Origin of the sequence: Acidimicrobium ferrooxidans DSM 10331, assembly GCF_000023265.1 — a bacterium.
In the GTDB taxonomy this organism is placed as follows: Bacteria; Actinomycetota; Acidimicrobiia; order Acidimicrobiales; family Acidimicrobiaceae; genus Acidimicrobium; species Acidimicrobium ferrooxidans.
Map to the genome: position 1 here is coordinate 1,524,997 of NC_013124.1, position 18,329 is coordinate 1,543,325.

The following is an 18,329-nucleotide window of genomic DNA, read 5'->3' on the forward strand; positions in this document are numbered from 1 at the left end:
GTATGCGAGCCATCGTCTCGGTCGCGGCCCTCGTCGTGATCGGGCTGCCGCGGGTCAGGCACCTCGCTCCTACCGTCGCAGCCGGTGTCGCCATCGTCCTCGGCTACTACGGCGCGACCACCCTCGGCTATGCCATCGCCCCGGCGACAATCGCGTCGCTGGGTTTGGCGAGCGAACCGCTCGTCGTCGGTCTCCTCAATCCCCACTGGTTGCGCTCGCCGCGCACCCTCGCAACGGTGACGCTCGCAGTGGCGGCCATGGTGCTGCCGGTCACCGCGGCCCACGCAGGGACCCATCATGTGGTAGCTGGGATCGGACTGGTGGCGCTCGGCGGCGCATGCTTCGTCATCGGAGCTCGTCTCCTCCCGGCAAGCGCGACGCCGCGCGACGCCGTGCGGACGACCACCTTCGCCCAAGCCCTCGGTGCGATCGTCCTGGCTGCTGTGCTCGCCGGAACCGGTCGCTTTGCCGTCGCGACCACGATCGAGCCCTGGCTGCTCGTCGCGGTGCTCGTCGCCGGCTCCTCCCTGGTCGGGATCGCCCTCTACGTCGGGGCGGCTCGCGACGCACCTGCCATCGCGGCCTCGAGCCTCAGCCTCGTGCCACCGCTCGGAGCCGCCCTTGCCTGGGGCGCGCTTGGCGATCCGATGACCTGGCAACTCGCCCTGAGTGCCATCGTGGCCGCGTTGGCTGTCTACCTGGGCGCACGTAGCCCGACCGTTCCGTAGTACCTGGCGGTAGGATCGCAGGTGTGTCCACCGCGTGGACCTTCGGAGCAGCCGCCCTCCGCTACGACACTCTACGACCGCCGTACCCCGCGGCGACCTTCTCAACGCTCGAGCGCGCGATCGGATCCTACGAGGGCTCTCGAGTGGTGGAGGTCGGTGCCGGAACCGGCATCGCCACCCAGGGGCTCGTCGCTGCAGGCGCGGACGTCCTCGCCCTCGAGCCCGATCCAGGCATGGGGCGCATCCTGCGTCGACGCCTCCCGACCGTACGCATGGTCCCCGCCAGGCTGGAGGACGTCGACCTCGAGGGCGTCCACCTCCTCGTCGGCTTTCAGTCGCTCCATTGGATACCGGTGCGAGCCTTGTGGCGCGCTGCCCGTCGAGCCCTGGCTCCCGGCGGCGTTCTCGCCGGCGTCTGGCAGCTCGCCACGCTCTCCGATGTCCGAGCGGCCCACGCGATCGGCGAGGTGCTCGCGAGATTCGGCGTGGAACGCTCCAGGGGATCCGACCAGCGCGTCAGCGACACCATCGAGGCACTGAGCGACCAGGCGGTGCACGGGTTCGCACCCGCGATGCGCTGCGAGCTCCCTTGGCACACGCAGCGCAGTGCGACAAGCTTTGCAGGCCTGCTCGCAACCATGAGCGACCTGCTTGCACTCGGTCACGAAGGCGCCGACTGCGAGGCGCAACTCGCTGAGGCCCTGAGGCCGTACGAGCCGATCGACGTGCGCTACGACTGCGTCGTGATCATGCGTCAGCGGATGCCCTAAGGTGACGGACGTGCTCTCCCCGTTCACCCCCGTCACGATCGATCGAACCCGAACCGAGTTCCCCGGTATCGGAGCGGCCTGGCGCGCGCACGCGCTCCGGATCGACGATCGCCTCGGCCTCCATGCGCTCGCTGCAATCGCCGACGACCCGCAGCCAGCTGCGCACGGACCACTCGCAGGCGTGCCGGTTCTCGTCAAGGACACCATCGACACTGCCGATCTCTCCACGACGGCCGGCTCCCTCGTCCTACCCGAAGAGCCCCCTGCTACTGACGCCTGGATCGTGGATGCGCTGCGCGCCGCTGGTGCGACCATCGCCGCCAAGACCACCTGTTCAGAGTGGGCGAACTTTCGCGGCGAGGGATCCATATCCGGGTGGAATGCGCGCTACGGACTCGCCCGTAACCCCTACGACCCGACGCGCTCGGCTGGGGGCTCGTCGAGCGGCTCGGCCATCGCCGTCGCGGCTGGCATGAGCCCGATCGCGATCGGTACCGAGACTGATGGGTCGATGCTCTGCCCGGCATCGCTCAATGGTGTCATCGGGTTCAAGACTGCTCCGAAGCGCCTCGACCGGAGCGGCGTCATCCCGATCTCGTCGACACAGGACTCCCTCGGCATCTTCGCCACGAGTGCCGACGACCTCCTCGTCGTCGCGAGCGTCCTCGGCATCGAAGCCACCACCCTGACAGAACCTGTCCGACTCTGCGTGGTCGAGGAGTCCCTCAACGGCTTCCATCCTCGTACGCTCGCACGCTTTCACGACGTCCTCGAGCTGCTCTCGCGCGCGGGCGTCGACGTCGTGACGCTGAGCGCACCGCCGCGCGGAACGCTCGAGCCCTCCGATGAGGACGAGCTCATCGTGTTGCGCACCGAGCTGCATGTCGAGCTCGATCGCTACCTCGATCGTCGCGCCATCCCCGGCCTTCGCTCCCTGGCCGACGTGGTCGCGGCGAACGACGCGCTCGCCGACCGAGAGCTCGCCTACTTCGGCCAAGAGCACTTCGTGGCGGCACTCGAGGCCGACCCGGCCGATCCCGCCTACCGGGCCGCGCGCCAACGCAACCTCGAGCGCACGACCGAAGGAATCGAGTCCTCGCTCGCCGCGACGGACGCACTCGCGATCCTCGCACCAACCATGGACGTCGCGTGGCCCATCGATCTGCTCCGCGGCGACCCCAACTCCCCAGCTGGCTATCGAGCCGCCGCAGTCGCCGGCGGGACTTCGGTCTCCGTCCCGGCAGGTCGCATCGGGCACCTCCCCGTCGGCGTGTGTCTCAGCGCGCCGGCAGGTCACGAGGAAACGATCCTCGAGCTGACGGCGCTCCTCGAGCGCGCTCTGGCCCCACTCGCGGGCCTCGCGGGACGCGAGAGGCCCACGACGCTGTTGCCCGAAGCGTGAGCGCCACCATCTCGATCAGTCGCCAAGTTCCCTTCCGTGCCGATCGCGTGTTCCGGGAACTCGCCGCGCTGGAACGACACCACACCTGGATGGCGGATGCAGAAGCGGTCGAGATCGTGAGCGCCCAACGCCGCGGCGTCGGCGTCGAGATGATCGCCCATACTCGCATCGGCCCGCTGCGCACAGCCGACCGAATGGTGGTCGTCGACTGGGACGAAGGCCGTGCCATCGGCGTCCGCCACGTCGGACTCGTTCGCGGAGTCGGGCGTCTCAGCGTCCAAGCCGACGGTCCCGACCGTGCGCGAGTTCGCTGGGACGAAGAGCTCGTCTTCCCAGGCGGGCATCTCGGTGAGCTGGCAGCACACGCCGCACGACCAGTCCTCGAGTGGATCTGGCGAGGCAACCTCGCCCGCCTCGAGGCCGCGATCGCCTCGGCAGGGCCCATTACGCTGGGCGCTCCGTGAGTACGACGGCCTCGAACTCCATCGCCGCACGCTTTGGCGCGCTCGCGCGCCACGCCGTGGCCGACACGCCGTCACGTTCCGAGGACGTCCACCTCGACCGTGACGTGATCGCGGCCATGCTCGGCCTGGAGGATGAGCCGGAAGCGCTGGTTGCAACCGTTCGACTCGAGGGCCACACTGCACGTTTCGCAACGCCTCGCACCCCGCTCCCCCCGCGTCTCAGCCGCCTCCTCGCCGAGAACCCGGGTCAGCTCTACACGCACCAAGCCGCCGTCACCGACCACGCCCTGGCGGGCCACCACGTGGTGCTCGCCACCCCGACCGCGTCCGGCAAGTCCCTCGCATTCCTCGTCCCCGCCCTCGCTCGCCTCGAGCGCGATCCCGCAGCCACCGTTCTCGCCCTCTATCCCACGAAAGCACTCGCGCACGATCAACTGGCGCGCCTCGTCGAGCTCGAGCGAGCGCTCGGCATCGACATCGCCCCTGCCGTCTATGACGGCGACACCCCGGCCCCGGAACGCGCTCGCATCAAGGACCGATCGCGGTTCGTCGTCACCAACCCCCATGGCCTGAACCTCTACCTCGGATGGCACGAAGGCTGGGAGCGCATCCTCGCCAACCTGGCACTCGTCATCGTCGACGAGACACACGCCTACACGGGAGCGACCGGCGGTGCGGTGGGCTGGTTGCTCCGTCGACTCCAGCGTCTCGCCGAGGCGCACGGTGCGGCACCGGTCTACGTGGGGGCATCCGGGACCATCGCCAATCCGGCCGAGCACTTCGCACGACTCATCGGCGATGACGTCGTCCTCGTCGATGACGATGGGTCGGCCCAGCCGACACGCACGATCGCCATCGTGGATGCAACACGATCTCCCGATCACGCCCCGATCGCTCAGGCCGCGCTCCTCGTGCGTCGGCTCGTCCGCCACCGCCGCCACGTCATCGCCTTCTCGAACTCACGATCGCACGCCGAGCTGCTCGCGAGACTCGCGACCGATCGCGCGGTCCGCGTCGAACCCTACAGGGCAGGGTACGCGGCCCAACGGCGGCGGGCACTCGAAGCCGACCTCCGAGCCGGGCGCCTTCGCGCCATCTCAGCGACGAGCGCCCTCGAACTCGGCATCGACGTCGGCGTCATCGACACGGTCGTGCTCAACGGATTCCCGGGCTCGATCGCCTCCCTCTTCCAACGCATCGGTCGAGCCGGACGATCGGGCCAGGACGCACTGGGCGTCGTCGTGCTGGGGGCCGAACCCGCCGCCCGAGCGCTCATCGCCGATCCAGAGGAGTTCCTCGTCCGCCCGCCCGAGCTCGCGGTCGCCAACGTCGACCAGCCCTCCGTGGTCCGGCGTGCGCTCGAGCTCGCTGCGGCCGAACGACCCGTCACCCCCGACGAACTCCGTCACTGGGGCGCGCCCGCACGCGACGCTGCCGCCGCACTCGTCGAGGCTGGCACGATTCGGCACGACGCCGACGGCCTTCGAGTCCCGGGCCGCCGCCCGCATCGCTTCCGACCACTGGTCGAGATGGAGCCGACGTGGCGCCTCCAGTTCGAGGGGACGCGCACCACCATCGCGCCAGAGAGCCTGTCGGAGAGTCAGGCACTGCGCGAGGCCTATCGCGGTGCCATCGTGCTGCATGGCTCGCAGCCCTACCGCGTCGTCCGGGTCGACTACGCTGCGCGCGTCGCGGTCGCACGACCAGAACCCGACCGAGGCCACCACACCCAAGCAGCCTGGTATCGCGCGATCGCTCCGACGCGCGTACGGTCTCATGCGATCGCGGGGTCGCTCACGTTGGACCTGGCCGATGCCGTGCTCGTCGAGCAGGTCACCTCAGCCAAGGAGTTCCGGGGATCAGTGCTCGTCCACCAACGCAAGGTCACTGCCCCCTCACGTTCGGTCGCGGGCGAGGCCTTGATCCTCTCGACCAACCAACTCGTCGATCCCGCCGAACTTCCAGCCCTCCACGGCGTCGAGCACCTCCTCGTCAAGGCGCTCGCGCCGCTTGCCGTCGGCGCAAGCGATCTCACCACGCTGACCCAGGCCACGCCGGCACCGCAGATCCTCTTCTTCGCGCCCGATGCGCTGGGCGGCGGCACGATGCTTGCGACGGTGGCTCGCCAGCTCGATCGTGCGCTCGCCGTGTCCGAGCGCATCCTCACGACGTGCCGCTGCAACGATGGCTGCCCCTTCTGCACCCTGGACGCTCGCTGCGACGGCGACGTTGCCGCCAAGTCGCTCGTCCTGGACGTGCTCGTGCGCCTGCGCGACCACCACGCGCGGCACGCTTAGCACAATCCGGCGCGATGCGCCTCGCACAGGTCCGCGAGCCGGCAGCCGGCGCACAGTGGCCGCCTCGCCGTGCACGTCTCCCGACCGTGCAGGATCATGCGCAACGAGAAGGTCCCCCAGCGCTTCGGTGCCAAGACCGCACAGAGCTCCTGTTCGATCCCCTCCGGGGTCGACGATCGGGCGATCCCGAGGCGACGACTCACCCGTTTGACGTGCGTGTCGACGGGGAGCCCTGGCAACGAGAAGCCGACCGAACGAACGACATTGGCCGTCTTGCGTCCAACCCCGGGCAAGCTGGTCAGCTCCTCGAGTCCTTGGGGAACCTCTCCTCCGAAGCGCTCGACGATCGCAGCTGCCAGCGCGACGATGTGACGAGCCTTCGTTCGATAGAAACCGGTCGGACGCACCAGCGCCTCCACCTGCTCGATCGGAGCTCGGGCGAGAGTCTCGGCGTCCGGGTAGCGAGCGAACAGTCCTGGCGTCACGAGGTTCACCGCAGCGTCGGTGGTCTGCGCCGACAAGACCGTCGCCACGAGGAGCTGAAACGGGGTCTCGAAGCGCAGGGCACACAGCGACACCGCCGTCCCTGGATAGAGCTCTTCGAGTCGTTCGTCGACCGCGAGAGCCCGTCGGGTTTCGTCCTGCACCGCCAACCTCCCCACCGCTAGCCTAGAGACGTGCACGCGCTCACGACGGTCGAGAACCCGTCTGCGCGCCTGCTCCCGGGGGTGCTTGCACTCATACGCGATGTCGAGGCAGCCGACGGCCACGAGGTACTCGAGGCTCATCGCTGGATCGACCTCGCCAACGCGGACGCCGAGAGCCTGCACGGGATCGCGGTGACGCTCGACGACGACACCGTCGTCGGCTACGTCCACCTGCGGCGGCACCACCGTCACGGGATCGAGCTCGAGCTCTTGGTCGCGCCAGACCACCGCGACGAGGCCGCGAGCATCGTCGGCGCGCTCGTCGAGGCCGCGAGCGCGAGTCTCGAGACCCTCGGCCCCCACGAGATCTTCGCCTGGGTACCCAGACACTCTCGACAGGTCATCGATGCCCTCGAGGGCCTCGGGTTCCGTGCCGACCGCGCGGTACGGCAGCTCCGACGTCCCCTCCCACTCGAGTCAGACCACCCGGCACGGCCGATTGACTGCCCGCCGTTTCGGACCTTTCGTCCCGGCGAGGACGAGGATGCGTGGCTCGAGGTCAACAATCGCGCCTTCGCATGGCATCCCGATCAAGGCGACTGGGATCTCGAGACCCTGCTCGCTCGTGAGCGCGAGAGCTGGTTCGACCCAGCTGGTTTCCTCCTGGCCGAACAGGACGGGCGCCTCGTGGGCTTTTGCTGGACGAAGGTGCATGCGCCGCGCTCGTCGTCAGCGCTCGGCGAGATCTACGTCATCGCCACCGATCCAGAACGCGCGCCTCGCGGACTTGGCTCATGCCTGCTCGTCGCCGGGTTGGACTACCTCGCCCACCACGACATCCCCACCGCCTCGCTCTACGTGGAGGACACGAACGAACGTGCACTCCGCCTCTATGACCGCTTCGGGTTCGTGGTCGATCACGAAGACGTCCGGCTCGTGTGGCGTCTCCCAGCAGCGTCGTAGACTCCTCGACGAGGAGGATCAATGGATCTGAAGGAAGCGTTCGTCGGTGGCCCCAGGTTCCTCGACACCGCGAGCTACGGATTGCCACCCCGTCGCGAGGTGGCCGCACTCGAACAGGCGCTCGCTCGGTGGTCGAGCGGCACGGCCGATTGGTACGACGAGTGGCTGCGCGCGACGGATGTCGCGCGGGGCCACCTTGCGCGCCTGCTCGGCACCGATTCGACCGCGGTGACCACCGGTCCGACCACCTCGGTGCTCGTCGCCCTCCTCGCAACCACCGTGGAGCCGGGCAGTCGCGTCGTCGTGCCGGACATCGAGTTCACCTCCAATGTGTTCCCCTGGCTTGTGATCGCTCAACGCAGGCAGCTCGATCTGCGTTTCGTTCCCGTCGGATCGCTGGCACGTGCAACGGCTGAGGGGGCCGACGTCGTGAGCTTCTCCCTCGTGCAGTCGGCGACGGGTGAGGTCGCCGATCTCGACGCCATCGTCGATGCCGCGGAGTCCGTGGACGCACGCGTCTTCGTGGACGCCACGCAAGCGCTCGGGTGGCTTCCCGTCGACGCCACCCGCGTCGACGCGGTGGTCGTCTCGGGCTACAAGTGGCTCCTCGCTCCGCGCGGCGTCGCGGCCATGGCTACGAGCGACCGTGTCCGTGCTTCCATGGAGCCGCTGTACGCCAATTGGTACGCCGGCGAACCCATTCCGACCTCGCTCTACGGACCACCGCTGCGACTGGCTCCGGATGCGCGGCGCTTCGACCCCTCGCCTGCGTGGTTCTCCTGGGTCGGCGCGGTCGCCGCGCTGGAACTCCTCGACGAGGTCGGCATCGACGCGATCTGGGCGCACGACACCGACCTCGCCGCCGCCTTCCGCACCATGCTGGGTCTTCCCGAGCCCACGGTCCCAAGCGCGATCGTCTCGGTGGCGCTCGATCGAGCACCCTCCGACCTCACGACGAAGATCTCGTTCCGCGACGGCCGCGCTCGCGTCTCCTTCCACCTCTACAACGACCTCGCCGACGCCGAGACGCTCGCAGCCGAGCTTGCCCCCTTCGGCGTCCAGCGCCCACGTCGGAGCTGATCGGCCGGCTCGACCGTGCCACGACCGAGCCAACACCAGCGCATACGAGCACGCACGGGCATCGTGCACTGCCCGATGGATCGGGTTGCCCCGTTGCGATCCCAGCACCACGAGAGAGGTCCGCGATCTCGGCCCGGCAGGTCAACGTTCCGAGCCCATCGCCTGGCGCCCTGTGCGACAACCGTTGCACCGTGACTCAGGCGAGCGACTCGAGGCCATGCTCGCCAACAGACAATCGTCGGAAGGTGCGGCTCGCCCTGGGAGCATGAGGCCGATGTCCCCGCACGACTCCTGGGAGCCCGGGACGAGCTCCGTCACGGCACCGAGCCAGGGCTCGCAGCAAGACCCGCGCGAGCGCTCCGATCCGATCGTCGCATCGAGCGCACGAGTCGGAGCGCAGACGATCTGCTCTGCCCGTCACTCATCGAGCCGCGGTGCTGCCGCGACGATTCCACGCCAGCGTGACCTCGACCCGCTGCGTGGCGGGGATGCGCGCGCCGGGGCGTCGCTGTGCCCGAACAGCCGGGGCACACCCGAGCCATCGGTCCACCAAACCGCCCTCCCATGGTGATCGACGCCGCCACGCTCAGACGCCCACCCAAAGGCGCCCACGCCTGGCCCTGGCCATCACCGGCTCGGCGCTGCGCTGCAGGCTGGTGCGCACTAGCGAACGAGCAGATGCCAGCCGAGCCATGCCCACCCGAGCCACGCCACGACGCGCCACAGCCGCGAGCGACGCAGGCCTCCCACGAACTGTGCCGGGCCCGCGCCGACACGGTTCAGCACCACCCACGCCCCGATCACGGCTCCGACGAGGACCCAAGCCGCCCACGCGCTCGTCACGACGACACCATCATGGCGCGAGGAGCCACCGACCGAGCACGACCCACGCGGCCGCCAGCACGCTCCGACCGAGTCCGAAGCCATCGACCTTCGACCGCAGCACGACCGCCTCGACCATCGACGAGAAGGTCGGGTAGTGCCCGCGCGGTCCGTGGACCAACTCCACCAGTTCGACCGCCGTGAACACGGTCGCGACGACCAACGCCGCCACCACCGCAGACCGCACGACGCGGGCGATCCCGTCGGTCGTCGTCCAGGGACGAGCGACACCGAGACCCCACGCGATCAGCGCTCCGGTCGCAAGGCGGGCAGGCCACGTGAACGGAGTGCTCACGCCCTCGACGACGATCCCTGCGGCGACGAGCGCGGCCCCTAGGAGCCAGATGGCGCGCCGAGGCGCGCGAACGTCCATAGGCCCCCCATCACCCCCGCAAGCGCGAGCGCCCCGACCGAGGCCACAGCGACGACGAGGCTGCGCGGACCCGTGCTCGCCGCAACGCCGATGCCGAGCGCAACGAGAACCGCGCTCACGACGACGACACCCCGGCTTGCCGATGCGGCTCGCGCGATGCGAGCAGCATCGAACTCGGCCGCACGAGCCGCCAGCTCCGCCTCGAGACGGCTTGCGCATCCCCCTCCACGGCCCTCGCACGCCTCGCACGCTTGGGCGCAGCCAGGCTCGGGTGGCGCCGGACGTGGTGCGCTCGATCTGACGACTACCGCGCCGACGACGACCCATGCAACCACCAAGCCCCCGATGGCCACGCTGGACCCGACGCCGGCAAGTGCGCCCCCAACGATGGCCGCAAGGACACCTCCGAAGCCGAAGCCAAGCAGCCAACGACCGCTACGAACACCGCGCTCGAGCGCACGAAACCCGGAGGTCGTCATGCCAGGCAGTCTAGGCAGGTGATTCGCCAGTGCCCAAGGCGGGAGCTTCCGGTGCGCACGAGGCGCAGCTCGTAGGCCGACGACCGTGTGCGCCAGCGTCGACTGTCCGACCCTGTCCGGGGCTCACCGTAGGATCATGCTCGTGGAGCAGCTCGGCCTCGACGACGACGGGACCGATCTGCGAACCGTGCGCTTCGCCATCCTCGACGTCGAGACGACCGGAGCCGCATCCGGTGCGGACGAGCTCACCGAGGTCGCCATGATGGTCGTCCAAGAGGGCCGTGCGCTCGCTCACCTCCAAAGCCTGGTACACACCGACCGCCCCATTCCCCCGGCGATCGTGGCACTCACCGGGATCTCCAACGAGCTGGTCGCCGACGCACCGAGCGCCCGCACCGTCATCGAGCGCACGGCTCGACTGCTCGAGGGCACCGTCATGGTCGGACACAACGTCCGCTTCGACCGCAGCTTCCTCGGCGCCGCTGCCGATGCCGCCGGCATCACACTGCCCGAGGTACCGGTCCTCGACACGCTCACGCTCTCGCGCGTCCTCCTCGACGGAGAGGTGCCGAACCACCGTCTCGCCACCCTCGCTCACTACCTTCAGCTCCCACCGCCGAGCCATCGGGCGATGGCGGACGTCGTCACCACTGTGGCGCTCCTCCACCGTCTCATCGAGCGGGCCGGTGCGCTCGGCGTCACCACCCTCGAGGGACTCCTCGCACTGCGACGCCCACGTCGCAGTGGCGCCGACCTCGAGCGCCAGGCCAGACGTCTCCCGCATCGACCCGGCGTCTACTACTTCCACGACGCGGGCCGGGTGCTCTACGTCGGTGTCGCGACCGATCTCCACGATCGCGTGCGGTCGTACTTCAGCGCCGACACACGCACGAGCGTGCGGCGCCTGCTGCGACGCGCCTCCAGCATCAGTGCCCGGCCGGTGCCCTGCGACATCGCTCGGCCTCTCACCGAGTTGGCCGAGATCCAGACACTGCGACCGCCCTTCAACCAAGTCGGCGTCCGACGCCCGCGCACGCGATCATTCGTGACGCCCGAGGGACGCGTCATCGCGCCATGGCCCCTCAACCAACCCGATCCGCCCCCGTCGATCTCGACGTGCTTCGATGGCGACGCCCACACGGTTGCGAGAGCGCTCGAGGAGGCCATCAGGCACCTTCAGGCCGAGATGATCCAAGCGAGCGACGACGGTGAGTACGAACGGGCCGCGGCGCTTCGCGACCTCGGCGCCCTCGTCGCAACCCGTGTACCGACGAGCCTGCTCCACGAAGTCCACCGGGAGGGTCGCAGGCTCGGGCTCTTCGACCCCCGCTGCGACGCCCGACACGAGTTGACGGGCCCCGAGGGACTCCTCGATCTCGGCCCGGACGATCCTGAGCTTCGAAGCTACCGAGCGCTCCTCGTGCTGCGTACGATCGCCGAACGTCGTGACCTCATCCTCGACGACGAGCTCGCCCCCCTCGTCGCCCTCGTTCGTGAGAGCGTCAGGTTCCGCCGCGGCTCAGTCGGCGCCGCCTCGGATCCGAGCAAGGGTCTCGCCCGCTCGTCCTGAGCTGATCGCGTCGACCGCCAGCTCGAAGCCGTCGACGATCGTCGCCGACCGCCCGTCGACCCACAAGGCCACCGCGGCGTTCAGCACGATGATGTCGCGCACCGGACCGCGTACCCGCCCCTCGAGCACGCCCTCGAGCACCTTGGCGTTCTCCTCCGCGCTGCCACCACGCACAGCTCCTGCCGCCGCAGTCGCACAACCGAGCGACGTTGGATCGAGCACGCCAGCCTCGAGCTCGACGGCGCCCTTGCCATCGGAACGGAGTTCCACGAAGCGCGTCGGCGCCGACACCGACACCTCGTCGAGTCCATCGTCGGAGTGGACCACGAGAGCATGGCGCACGCCGATCGCGGCCAGCACGTGCGCGACCGGCTCGAGCAGCGACGGACTCCACACGCCCACGAGCTGCGCTCGAGCACGGCCGGGATTGACCAGCGGTCCGAGCACATTGAACGCGGTCGGGACGCCGAGGGCTCGCCGGACGGGCGCGACCTGGGCCATCGCTGGATGGAAGCGTGGCGCGAACGCGAAACCAAAGCCGGTTCGTTCGAGCTCCCGACGGAGCTCGTCCGCTCCGAGCTGCGTCGGGACGCCAAGGGCCTCGAGCACGTCGGCCGAGCCTGCTCGCGACGACGAGGCGCGGCCCCCGTGCTTGAGCACGAGCGCACCACAGGCGGCAGCCAGGAGCGCCGCGCCGGTCGACACGTTGATCGTGAACGCGCGATCGCCACCCGTTCCGCAGGTGTCGAGGACCGGGCCCGGGGTCGTCACCGGAACCATGTGGTCGACCATGGCCTCGGCGAAACCTGCGAGCTCCTCCGGCCCCTCGCCCTTGGCGCGCAGCGCCACCAGCACGCCGGCGATCACGACCGGCTCGACCTGGCCGTCGAGGACCGCGTCGAGAAAGTCGCGCGCGCTGCCTCGGTCGAGACTGCGCCCAGCGAGGAGGTCTCCGAGGAGATCCGACCAGGAGTGCGAATCTGGCGTCACGCCCCCCAGGCTAGCGAAGGGCACGTCGGCGCTGACGGAGCACTCGTGCAAGGCCGCCCGGACTGAGCGGACGAAAGAAGTAGAACCCCTGCGCCTTCGGCACGCCAAGCTCCAGGAGACGCGCGGCGGTGCTGGCGTCTTGGACGCCCTCGGCCACCAGCTCGACACCGAGACGCCGCGCGAGCGAGACGAGCCCGTCGAGCATGCTCGAGCCGTTCTTCGTACCCACGTTGGCCACGAAGCTTCGATCGATCTTGACCTCGTGCACGGCGAGCGTCGCGAGGTGGCGAAACGACGAGGTGCCGACGCCGAAGTCGTCGAGGGCCACCTTGATGCCTGCTCCCGCGAGTGCCTCGAGGGTGCGTCGTAGCTGCTCGAGGGCCGAGGCAGCGATCTCGGACTCCGTGAGCTCCACGACGACCTGGTTCGCGGCGATGCCCGATCGTTCGACGAGTTCGATCAGGCGTGACGCGATGCCGCGCCGGCGCGCACTCTCGGCCGACAGGTTGAACGAGACCCGAAGCCCTCGTGCCACCCCGGTGCGCTCGAGCTCGACGACCTGACGGAGCGCGAGCGCGCGCACCAGTTCGTCGACGCGCTCGACGAGGCGAAGATGGACGGCGATCGGGAGGAAACGGCCCGGGAGCACCGTACCGAGCCTCGGATGCTCCCACCGAGCCAACGCCTCGACGCCGGCGATCTGGCCGGTCGCAAGCTCGACGACCGGTTGGAACACGACGCCGAAGGTGCCCGCCTCGCGATCACCCTCGAGCGCGCGTACCAGTTCGGGCGCGAGCGCGATGTCGGCCGGCTCGAGCGGCGCGGTGACGCGCTCGACACGAGCCACCCCCCGACGCTCGAGATCGGCCACGAGGTCGCGCTCGGCGCGTTGCACGGCTGCGAGCACGTCCCCGTCCTGAATACTGGCCGCGCCGAGCGACACCGCGACCCCCCTTGCCCCGAGTACCTCGAGCATGTCACGGCGGATCGTGCCGAAATCACGCGAACTCGTCGTGCCGACGATGAGAGCCGCAAACTCATCGCCACCGATACGCCCGACGACCGCCTCCGGACCGAGAGCCTCGAGGACCCCAGTGACGGCCCGTACCAGGTAGCGATCACCCGCTGCGATTCCCTCCCGTTCGTTGACGTCCCACAGCTGGTCGAGATCGATCAGCAGCACGTACGCGCCCGAACGGGGCCCTTCGGCTTCCAGTCGCTCGCTCGCCCTGGCCAGGAAGGCCTGCCGATGCCAGACACCGGTGAGGGGATCGCGGTCGGCGCTCTCTCGGAGTGCGTCGGTGGCCGCTCGACGGACCGCTGCACTCCCAGCCACGACAAGACACCGATCCAGGCCGAGATCGATCACCCACTCCGGATCCCTCGCGGCAGCGGTCGCGATCTCGATGCGCCGTTGCTCCGTCTCCAGCACGATCGACATGCCAAGGCTGTTGGCGAGAGGCAGATGCTCCTCGGCACCGAGGTGTGCGCCAAGAAGACGTCCACGATCGCGGACGTCCCAGAGCGCGACGAGTCGGGCGAGGCGCTCGAGCGCCAACACGTCGCCGACGTCGAAGCGATACGGCACCGCATCCAGGGCGGCGAGCACGCCCACAGGCCCATCGGCACCGACGAGCGGCACGACGAGCGCACTCTCGGCCGAGACGACGCCCCGAATGGCCCGCACGGCCTCGCTGGGGACGCCCACGCCAGCCTCGGCAGAGCCGACGAGGACGCTCAGCTGATTCCGAAGCACCCATCCGGCGACCCCGGCGCCCACGTCCAGCTCCTCCAGCAAGCCGAAGTCACCCGTCCCCGCCGCGGCTCGCACGACGAGGCTCCGCCCGGCGACTTCACTCACGACCACCTGCGATGCGCCGAGCACCGACGCGCCAGCGCGACCAAGGAGGCGGAGGCGATCCTCCCGAGACTGATCCGAGACTCGTTCCCCTATCCGGAGCGCCCGGCGGAGCCGATCGGCCCGCCGCCGCTCATGATCTGCCATGAAGCTTGCCGCAGCGATCCGAACGGCCGGTGCAAGCCGCTCGACGAGGGCCAACCCAGCCGGATCGACGCCCTCCGCAGCGCCCGCAAGGAACAGTCGCTCTCCGAGCGCGAGGACCCAGAAGGACGCAGCGTCAACCCCGACCTCGACAACCGTGCCATCAGCAACCGCTGCGAGCGCCGCCCACTCCAGACCGACGAGGCCACCCATCGCCGTGGGACCACGGACCACGCGCAGGCGCGAGAATCCTTGATGCACGCCGAGCACCGCGCACGGCACACCGAGCGCTGCGGACAGGACTCCGAGGAGCTGGTCGAGCACGCCGTGCGGTGATGACGGCGCGGCGAGCACGCGCGAGATGGCACCGTAGAGCTCACCTTGGCGCTCGCCTGGAGATGGTGGTGCCGGCAGCTCGGGCCGAGTCACCCGAACCTCGGCCACGCTGCCCCTTTGGCATCAACGCTCGTTCAATATCCCGACCGTTCGCAACGTTACACGGTGCTACCATCCCGGTGTGCGCGACATGGCAGCGACCGACACCACCTCTCGCGAGCTGTTCGCCCGCATCTCCGCCATCGTCGGCGCACCGGACCCTCCCTACGCCCGCCTCGCCAGGCTCGGCGAGCTCGCCGAGCAGGTCGGGGCCCGACTGATCGTTCGTGACGGCCTCGGCCCAGGAACAGCCTCCGTCCGCGCGGCCCCCTCGCCAGAGCTGGGGAGGGCCATGGGTGACGCCGCCAACCTGCTCCTGCGCCTCGACTACCGGGCACGTGCTGCCGAGCGCGCCAACGAGCACCTCGCCGAGACCGTGACCGCACTCGAGCTCGCGATCGATGCGGCGACGAGGGAACCGCCGATCGAGACCCACGCACCGGCGTTGGCACTGTGGCATCTGCCGGTCGCGCTACTCGTCGTGGACGAGCAGCAGCGGATCTGCTTCCTCAATCCGCAGGCGGCTCGCCTGCTCCAGCTCGACGGTGCCGACGTCCTCGGCTCGGTGTGGACCCGAGCGCTCGCGAGTCTCGGCGAGGCCCAGCTCGATCGGATCCGAGGTCACTTTCGTGCCTCCGGACACTTTCGCGGCGTGGCCACCGTGCCATCAGGCGATGACGGCCGTCGGTACCTGGCCATCGACGCAGCGACGGTCCACGCAACGTCGTCGCACGCGGCACGTCCCCTCGTGCGTGTCATGCTCTGGGATGCGACGCACGCGGCCGTGGAGGCGAGCTGGCTGCAGTGGACCGCGACCCACGACCCTCTGACCGGCCTGTTGAACCGAGCGGGCCTGACCGAACACCTGCGAACGTGGGGAGAGCGACCCCTGCCCGGCCTCATCTGGCTCGACATCGCCGGCTTCAGCGACCTGAACCGAGCGCTCGGCCATCGTGTCGCCGACGAGATCCTCCGGCATGTCGCCGACAGCATCATGACCGAACTCGGACCCGACGACCTCGCGGCACGCGTCGGCAGCGACGAGTTCGCCATCCTCGTGGCCGACGGGGCCGCCGCCAAGCAACGGCGGTGGGCCATCAGCCAGAGCGCAAGCAGCCTGGGGAGAGCCGCGATCACTGCGGACATCGCGGTCTCGCTCCGGAGCGCCGTCGCGACCCATCCACGTCCCGGCATCGAGCGATCGGCGGCAGACGCCGTGTGGGAAGAACTCGGGCGCCTCGCGAGGATCTCGCGGGAGATCAGCCATCCGGCCGCTCGCGGCCGTCGACGGTTCGCGCCACGGGGAAGCCACCAACCCGCCGACGAGCTCGACCATCCCAGCGTGCGGTGGATCCGCCTCATCGACGTTGCGACCTCCTCTCCGAGAGGGCACGAACTCGTGCTCACCGATCGGACCGGTCGCCCACTACGCGACGACGCCCGACGCGACCACGCGGCCGGTCGCTACGACCGCGCCCTCCTCGGTGCGTTGGCGAGGACCGCGCATCCAGGTGGGGTGGTCGCGGTGCGTCTCCTCGAGCCCTCCCACGAGCTCCTCCGCGCTCTGAAGACCAGTGACCGCGGGTCCACGGTGCAGGTCACCCTCGAGGCAGACGACCTCGTCGCGACCCCGGAGCGCCGGCGCGTTGCCGCGACCATCGCTCGCGAGGCCCATGCGCTCGCGCTCCGGGTGGGCCTCGACCTCGGCGAACGCCACGGCGGTGAACTCCAGCTCATCGCTGCGCTCGAGCCCGAGCAGATCGTCATGCCGCTCCACCCTCGCCGAACCCGCCCACGAGGACCGCTCGCAGAACCCACGACTCGACTCGTGGAGGGTCTGGCCGCCTTCTCGGCTGGTCTCGGCTGCGAGTTCGTCGTGACCAACGCACGAGTCCAGGACCTCGTCGTGCTGCGCGAGATCGCTGAGCGTGCAGGGGGCACCATCATCGCCGCGCTGGCGTCGACCTTTGCTACCAGCCCGTCGTGAATGCCCCCTCGGGATCATCCCACCACAGGTGCTGATCGAGCACGCCACGGGCGATCAGGTTCAACTGCACCTGCGAGGTACCCTCGACGATGGTGAGCTGCTTCGCGTCGCGGTAGTAGAGCTCGGTCGGATGATCGCTCATGTAACCGGCCGCGCCGAGCAGCTGCAGCGCCACGGAGCTCGCACGCACCGCAAGTTCGGTGGCGTAGTACTTCGCCATCGACAGGAAGGGCACCCACTCGCGGGTGAACCGCCCCTGGTCGGCGAGCCAGGCTGCCCGGTAGGTCAGCAACCTCGCCGCCTCGATCTCGGTCGCGAGCTTCGCGAGCTCCCACTGGATGCCCTGGAAGTCCGCGATCCGACCACCGAAGGCTGGACGGTTTCGCACGTACGTCGTCGCGTACATGAGCGCGCCCTCGGCGAGCCCGATCCCCCGCGCAGCCACCACCGGACGCATCGCGTTCAGTCCGAGCATCGCGAGGCGGAACCCTCCCACCTCGCCGATCACGTTCTCCGGAGGCACACGGACCTCGTCGAGCAGCAGCTCACCGGTGTCGACGCCGTGCACACCCATCTTGTGGTCGACCCTCGGCACATCCACCCCCGGCCAGGACCGTTCGACGATGAACGCAGTGATCGCATCGTGCCGACGCGATGTCGGATCCCCTGTCTTCGCGAACACCGTGTACCAGTCGGCCTGCCGCACGCCAGAGATCCACGACTTCCGCCCCGACAGGATCCAACCGCCCGGACGATCGGGGTCGGGTACTGCCCGCGTCCGCATGCCGACCACATCGGAGCCCGCCTCCGCCTCCGAGAGGCCGAACGAGGCCCGCTGGGTTCCATCGGCGATGCCGGGCAAGTAGCGGCGCTTCTGCTCCTCGGATCCAGCGATCATCACCGGACCCGTCGGCAGGCGCGACAGCAACAGCATCAAGCCCGCGGTCTGCGAGAACTTCGCGACCTCTTCGATCGCGATCGTCAGTCCGAGGATCCCAGCGCCAGACCCTCCGTACTCCTCGGGGATGCACAGGCCAAACAGACCCGCGGAACGAAAGACCTCGAACAGATCGTCCGGGTACGTCCCCTCGGCGTCGATCGCCCGCGCGCGCGGTGCAACGTGGTCGCGTGCGATCCGACGCACGGTCGCCTGGAGGTCTTGATAGACGTCGTCCAACTCGAAGTTCACCTGCGACTCCTCGCTCGGATGCCGGGAGCAGCGTAGCCGACACCATGTGGTGGCGCCAGCTCACCGACGTC

16 protein-coding genes are annotated in these 18,329 nt (G+C 69.5%); 9 read left to right on the top strand and 7 right to left on the bottom strand.

The window, feature by feature from the left end; genetic code table 11:
- Positions 1–2: 2 nt before the first annotated feature.
- From AFER_RS07530 to AFER_RS07550, 5 genes are read left to right on the top strand one after another with little or no spacing between them, the layout of a single operon-like run.
- Complete coding sequence (locus AFER_RS07530) at positions 3–728, top strand: DMT family transporter (protein WP_015798862.1); 726 nt, start codon at positions 3–5, stop codon at positions 726–728.
- Between the two features lie 23 nt (positions 729–751).
- A complete protein-coding gene (locus AFER_RS11165; RefSeq protein WP_015798863.1) occupies positions 752–1,498 on the top strand; it encodes a class I SAM-dependent methyltransferase in 747 nt (248 codons plus the stop codon).
- Between the two features lie 10 nt (positions 1,499–1,508).
- Complete coding sequence (locus AFER_RS07540) at positions 1,509–2,900, top strand: amidase family protein (protein ID WP_171788972.1); 1,392 nt, start codon at positions 1,509–1,511, stop codon at positions 2,898–2,900.
- The gene (locus tag AFER_RS11170; RefSeq protein WP_015798865.1) at positions 2,897–3,364 is read left to right on the top strand and encodes an SRPBCC family protein; all 468 of its coding nucleotides are present in this window, start codon (positions 2,897–2,899) and stop codon (positions 3,362–3,364) included. The genes AFER_RS07540 and AFER_RS11170 overlap by 4 nt, the downstream gene beginning before the upstream one ends.
- A complete protein-coding gene (locus AFER_RS07550) occupies positions 3,361–5,661 on the top strand; it encodes a DEAD/DEAH box helicase (RefSeq protein ID WP_015798866.1) in 2,301 nt (766 codons plus the stop codon). Before AFER_RS11170 ends, AFER_RS07550 begins: the two co-directional genes overlap by 4 nt.
- On the opposite strand, the gene nth is transcribed toward AFER_RS07550, so the two are convergent.
- Complete coding sequence (nth, locus tag AFER_RS07555; RefSeq protein WP_015798867.1) at positions 5,658–6,308, bottom strand: endonuclease III; 651 nt, start codon at positions 6,306–6,308, stop codon at positions 5,658–5,660. The two genes, AFER_RS07550 and nth, sit on opposite strands and share 4 nt — an antisense overlap.
- Before the next feature lie 30 nt (positions 6,309–6,338).
- Here nth and mshD point away from each other — a divergent pair, with 30 nt between their 5' ends.
- Positions 6,339–7,271: a mycothiol synthase gene (gene mshD / locus AFER_RS07560; protein WP_015798868.1), complete on the top strand. Its 933-nt coding sequence runs from the start codon at positions 6,339–6,341 to the stop codon at positions 7,269–7,271.
- 21 nt (positions 7,272–7,292) lie between these two features.
- The gene (locus AFER_RS07565) at positions 7,293–8,351 is read left to right on the top strand and encodes an aminotransferase class V-fold PLP-dependent enzyme (RefSeq protein WP_015798869.1); all 1,059 of its coding nucleotides are present in this window, start codon (positions 7,293–7,295) and stop codon (positions 8,349–8,351) included.
- A 663-nt stretch (positions 8,352–9,014) separates the two neighbouring features.
- Here the strand turns inward: AFER_RS07565 and AFER_RS07575 are convergent.
- From AFER_RS07575 to AFER_RS07585, 3 genes are read right to left on the bottom strand one after another with little or no spacing between them, the layout of a single operon-like run.
- Positions 9,015–9,194 carry a hypothetical protein gene (locus tag AFER_RS07575; RefSeq protein ID WP_015798870.1) on the bottom strand — a complete coding sequence of 60 codons (180 nt, stop codon included), beginning with the start codon at positions 9,192–9,194 and terminating at the stop codon, positions 9,015–9,017.
- A gap of 10 nt (positions 9,195–9,204) precedes the next feature.
- On the bottom strand, positions 9,205–9,606 hold the full coding sequence (locus AFER_RS07580) for a hypothetical protein (RefSeq protein ID WP_015798871.1): 402 nt from the start codon (positions 9,604–9,606) through the stop codon (positions 9,205–9,207).
- Complete coding sequence (locus AFER_RS07585) at positions 9,567–10,085, bottom strand: hypothetical protein (protein ID WP_015798872.1); 519 nt, start codon at positions 10,083–10,085, stop codon at positions 9,567–9,569. Before AFER_RS07585 ends, AFER_RS07580 begins: the two co-directional genes overlap by 40 nt.
- 142 nt (positions 10,086–10,227) lie before the next feature.
- Between AFER_RS07585 and AFER_RS11175 the strand changes: the two genes are divergently transcribed.
- A complete protein-coding gene (locus tag AFER_RS11175) occupies positions 10,228–11,655 on the top strand; it encodes an exonuclease domain-containing protein (RefSeq protein ID WP_015798873.1) in 1,428 nt (475 codons plus the stop codon).
- On the opposite strand, the gene trpD is transcribed toward AFER_RS11175, so the two are convergent.
- Entirely contained in the window at positions 11,605–12,645 is a 1,041-nt protein-coding gene (trpD, locus tag AFER_RS07595; RefSeq protein WP_041663372.1) for an anthranilate phosphoribosyltransferase, read from the bottom strand. The genes AFER_RS11175 and trpD overlap by 51 nt on opposite strands.
- A 10-nt stretch (positions 12,646–12,655) precedes the next feature.
- Complete coding sequence (locus AFER_RS07600; protein ID WP_041661775.1) at positions 12,656–15,091, bottom strand: EAL domain-containing protein; 2,436 nt, start codon at positions 15,089–15,091, stop codon at positions 12,656–12,658.
- Positions 15,092–15,173: 82 nt separating this feature from the next.
- Between AFER_RS07600 and AFER_RS11180 the strand changes: the two genes are divergently transcribed.
- The gene (locus tag AFER_RS11180; RefSeq protein ID WP_015798876.1) at positions 15,174–17,069 is read left to right on the top strand and encodes a sensor domain-containing diguanylate cyclase; all 1,896 of its coding nucleotides are present in this window, start codon (positions 15,174–15,176) and stop codon (positions 17,067–17,069) included.
- On the opposite strand, the gene AFER_RS07610 is transcribed toward AFER_RS11180, so the two are convergent.
- Positions 17,053–18,258, bottom strand: coding sequence for an acyl-CoA dehydrogenase family protein (locus AFER_RS07610; protein ID WP_015798877.1), 1,206 nt, complete (start codon positions 18,256–18,258; stop codon positions 17,053–17,055). The two genes, AFER_RS11180 and AFER_RS07610, sit on opposite strands and share 17 nt — an antisense overlap.
- Between the last annotated feature and the right edge of the window lie 71 nt (positions 18,259–18,329).

Coding starts and splice junctions, on each gene's coding strand:
- AFER_RS07530 (WP_015798862.1), top strand. CDS start 3: ATGCGAGCCATCGTCTCGGTCGCGGCCCTCGTCGTGATCGGGCTGCCG.
- AFER_RS07585 (WP_015798872.1), bottom strand. CDS start 10,085: ATGACGACCTCCGGGTTTCGTGCGCTCGAGCGCGGTGTTCGTAGCGGT.
- AFER_RS07580 (WP_015798871.1), bottom strand. CDS start 9,606: ATGGACGTTCGCGCGCCTCGGCGCGCCATCTGGCTCCTAGGGGCCGCG.
- AFER_RS07565 (WP_015798869.1), top strand. CDS start 7,293: ATGGATCTGAAGGAAGCGTTCGTCGGTGGCCCCAGGTTCCTCGACACC.
- AFER_RS11180 (WP_015798876.1), top strand. CDS start 15,174: ATGGCAGCGACCGACACCACCTCTCGCGAGCTGTTCGCCCGCATCTCC.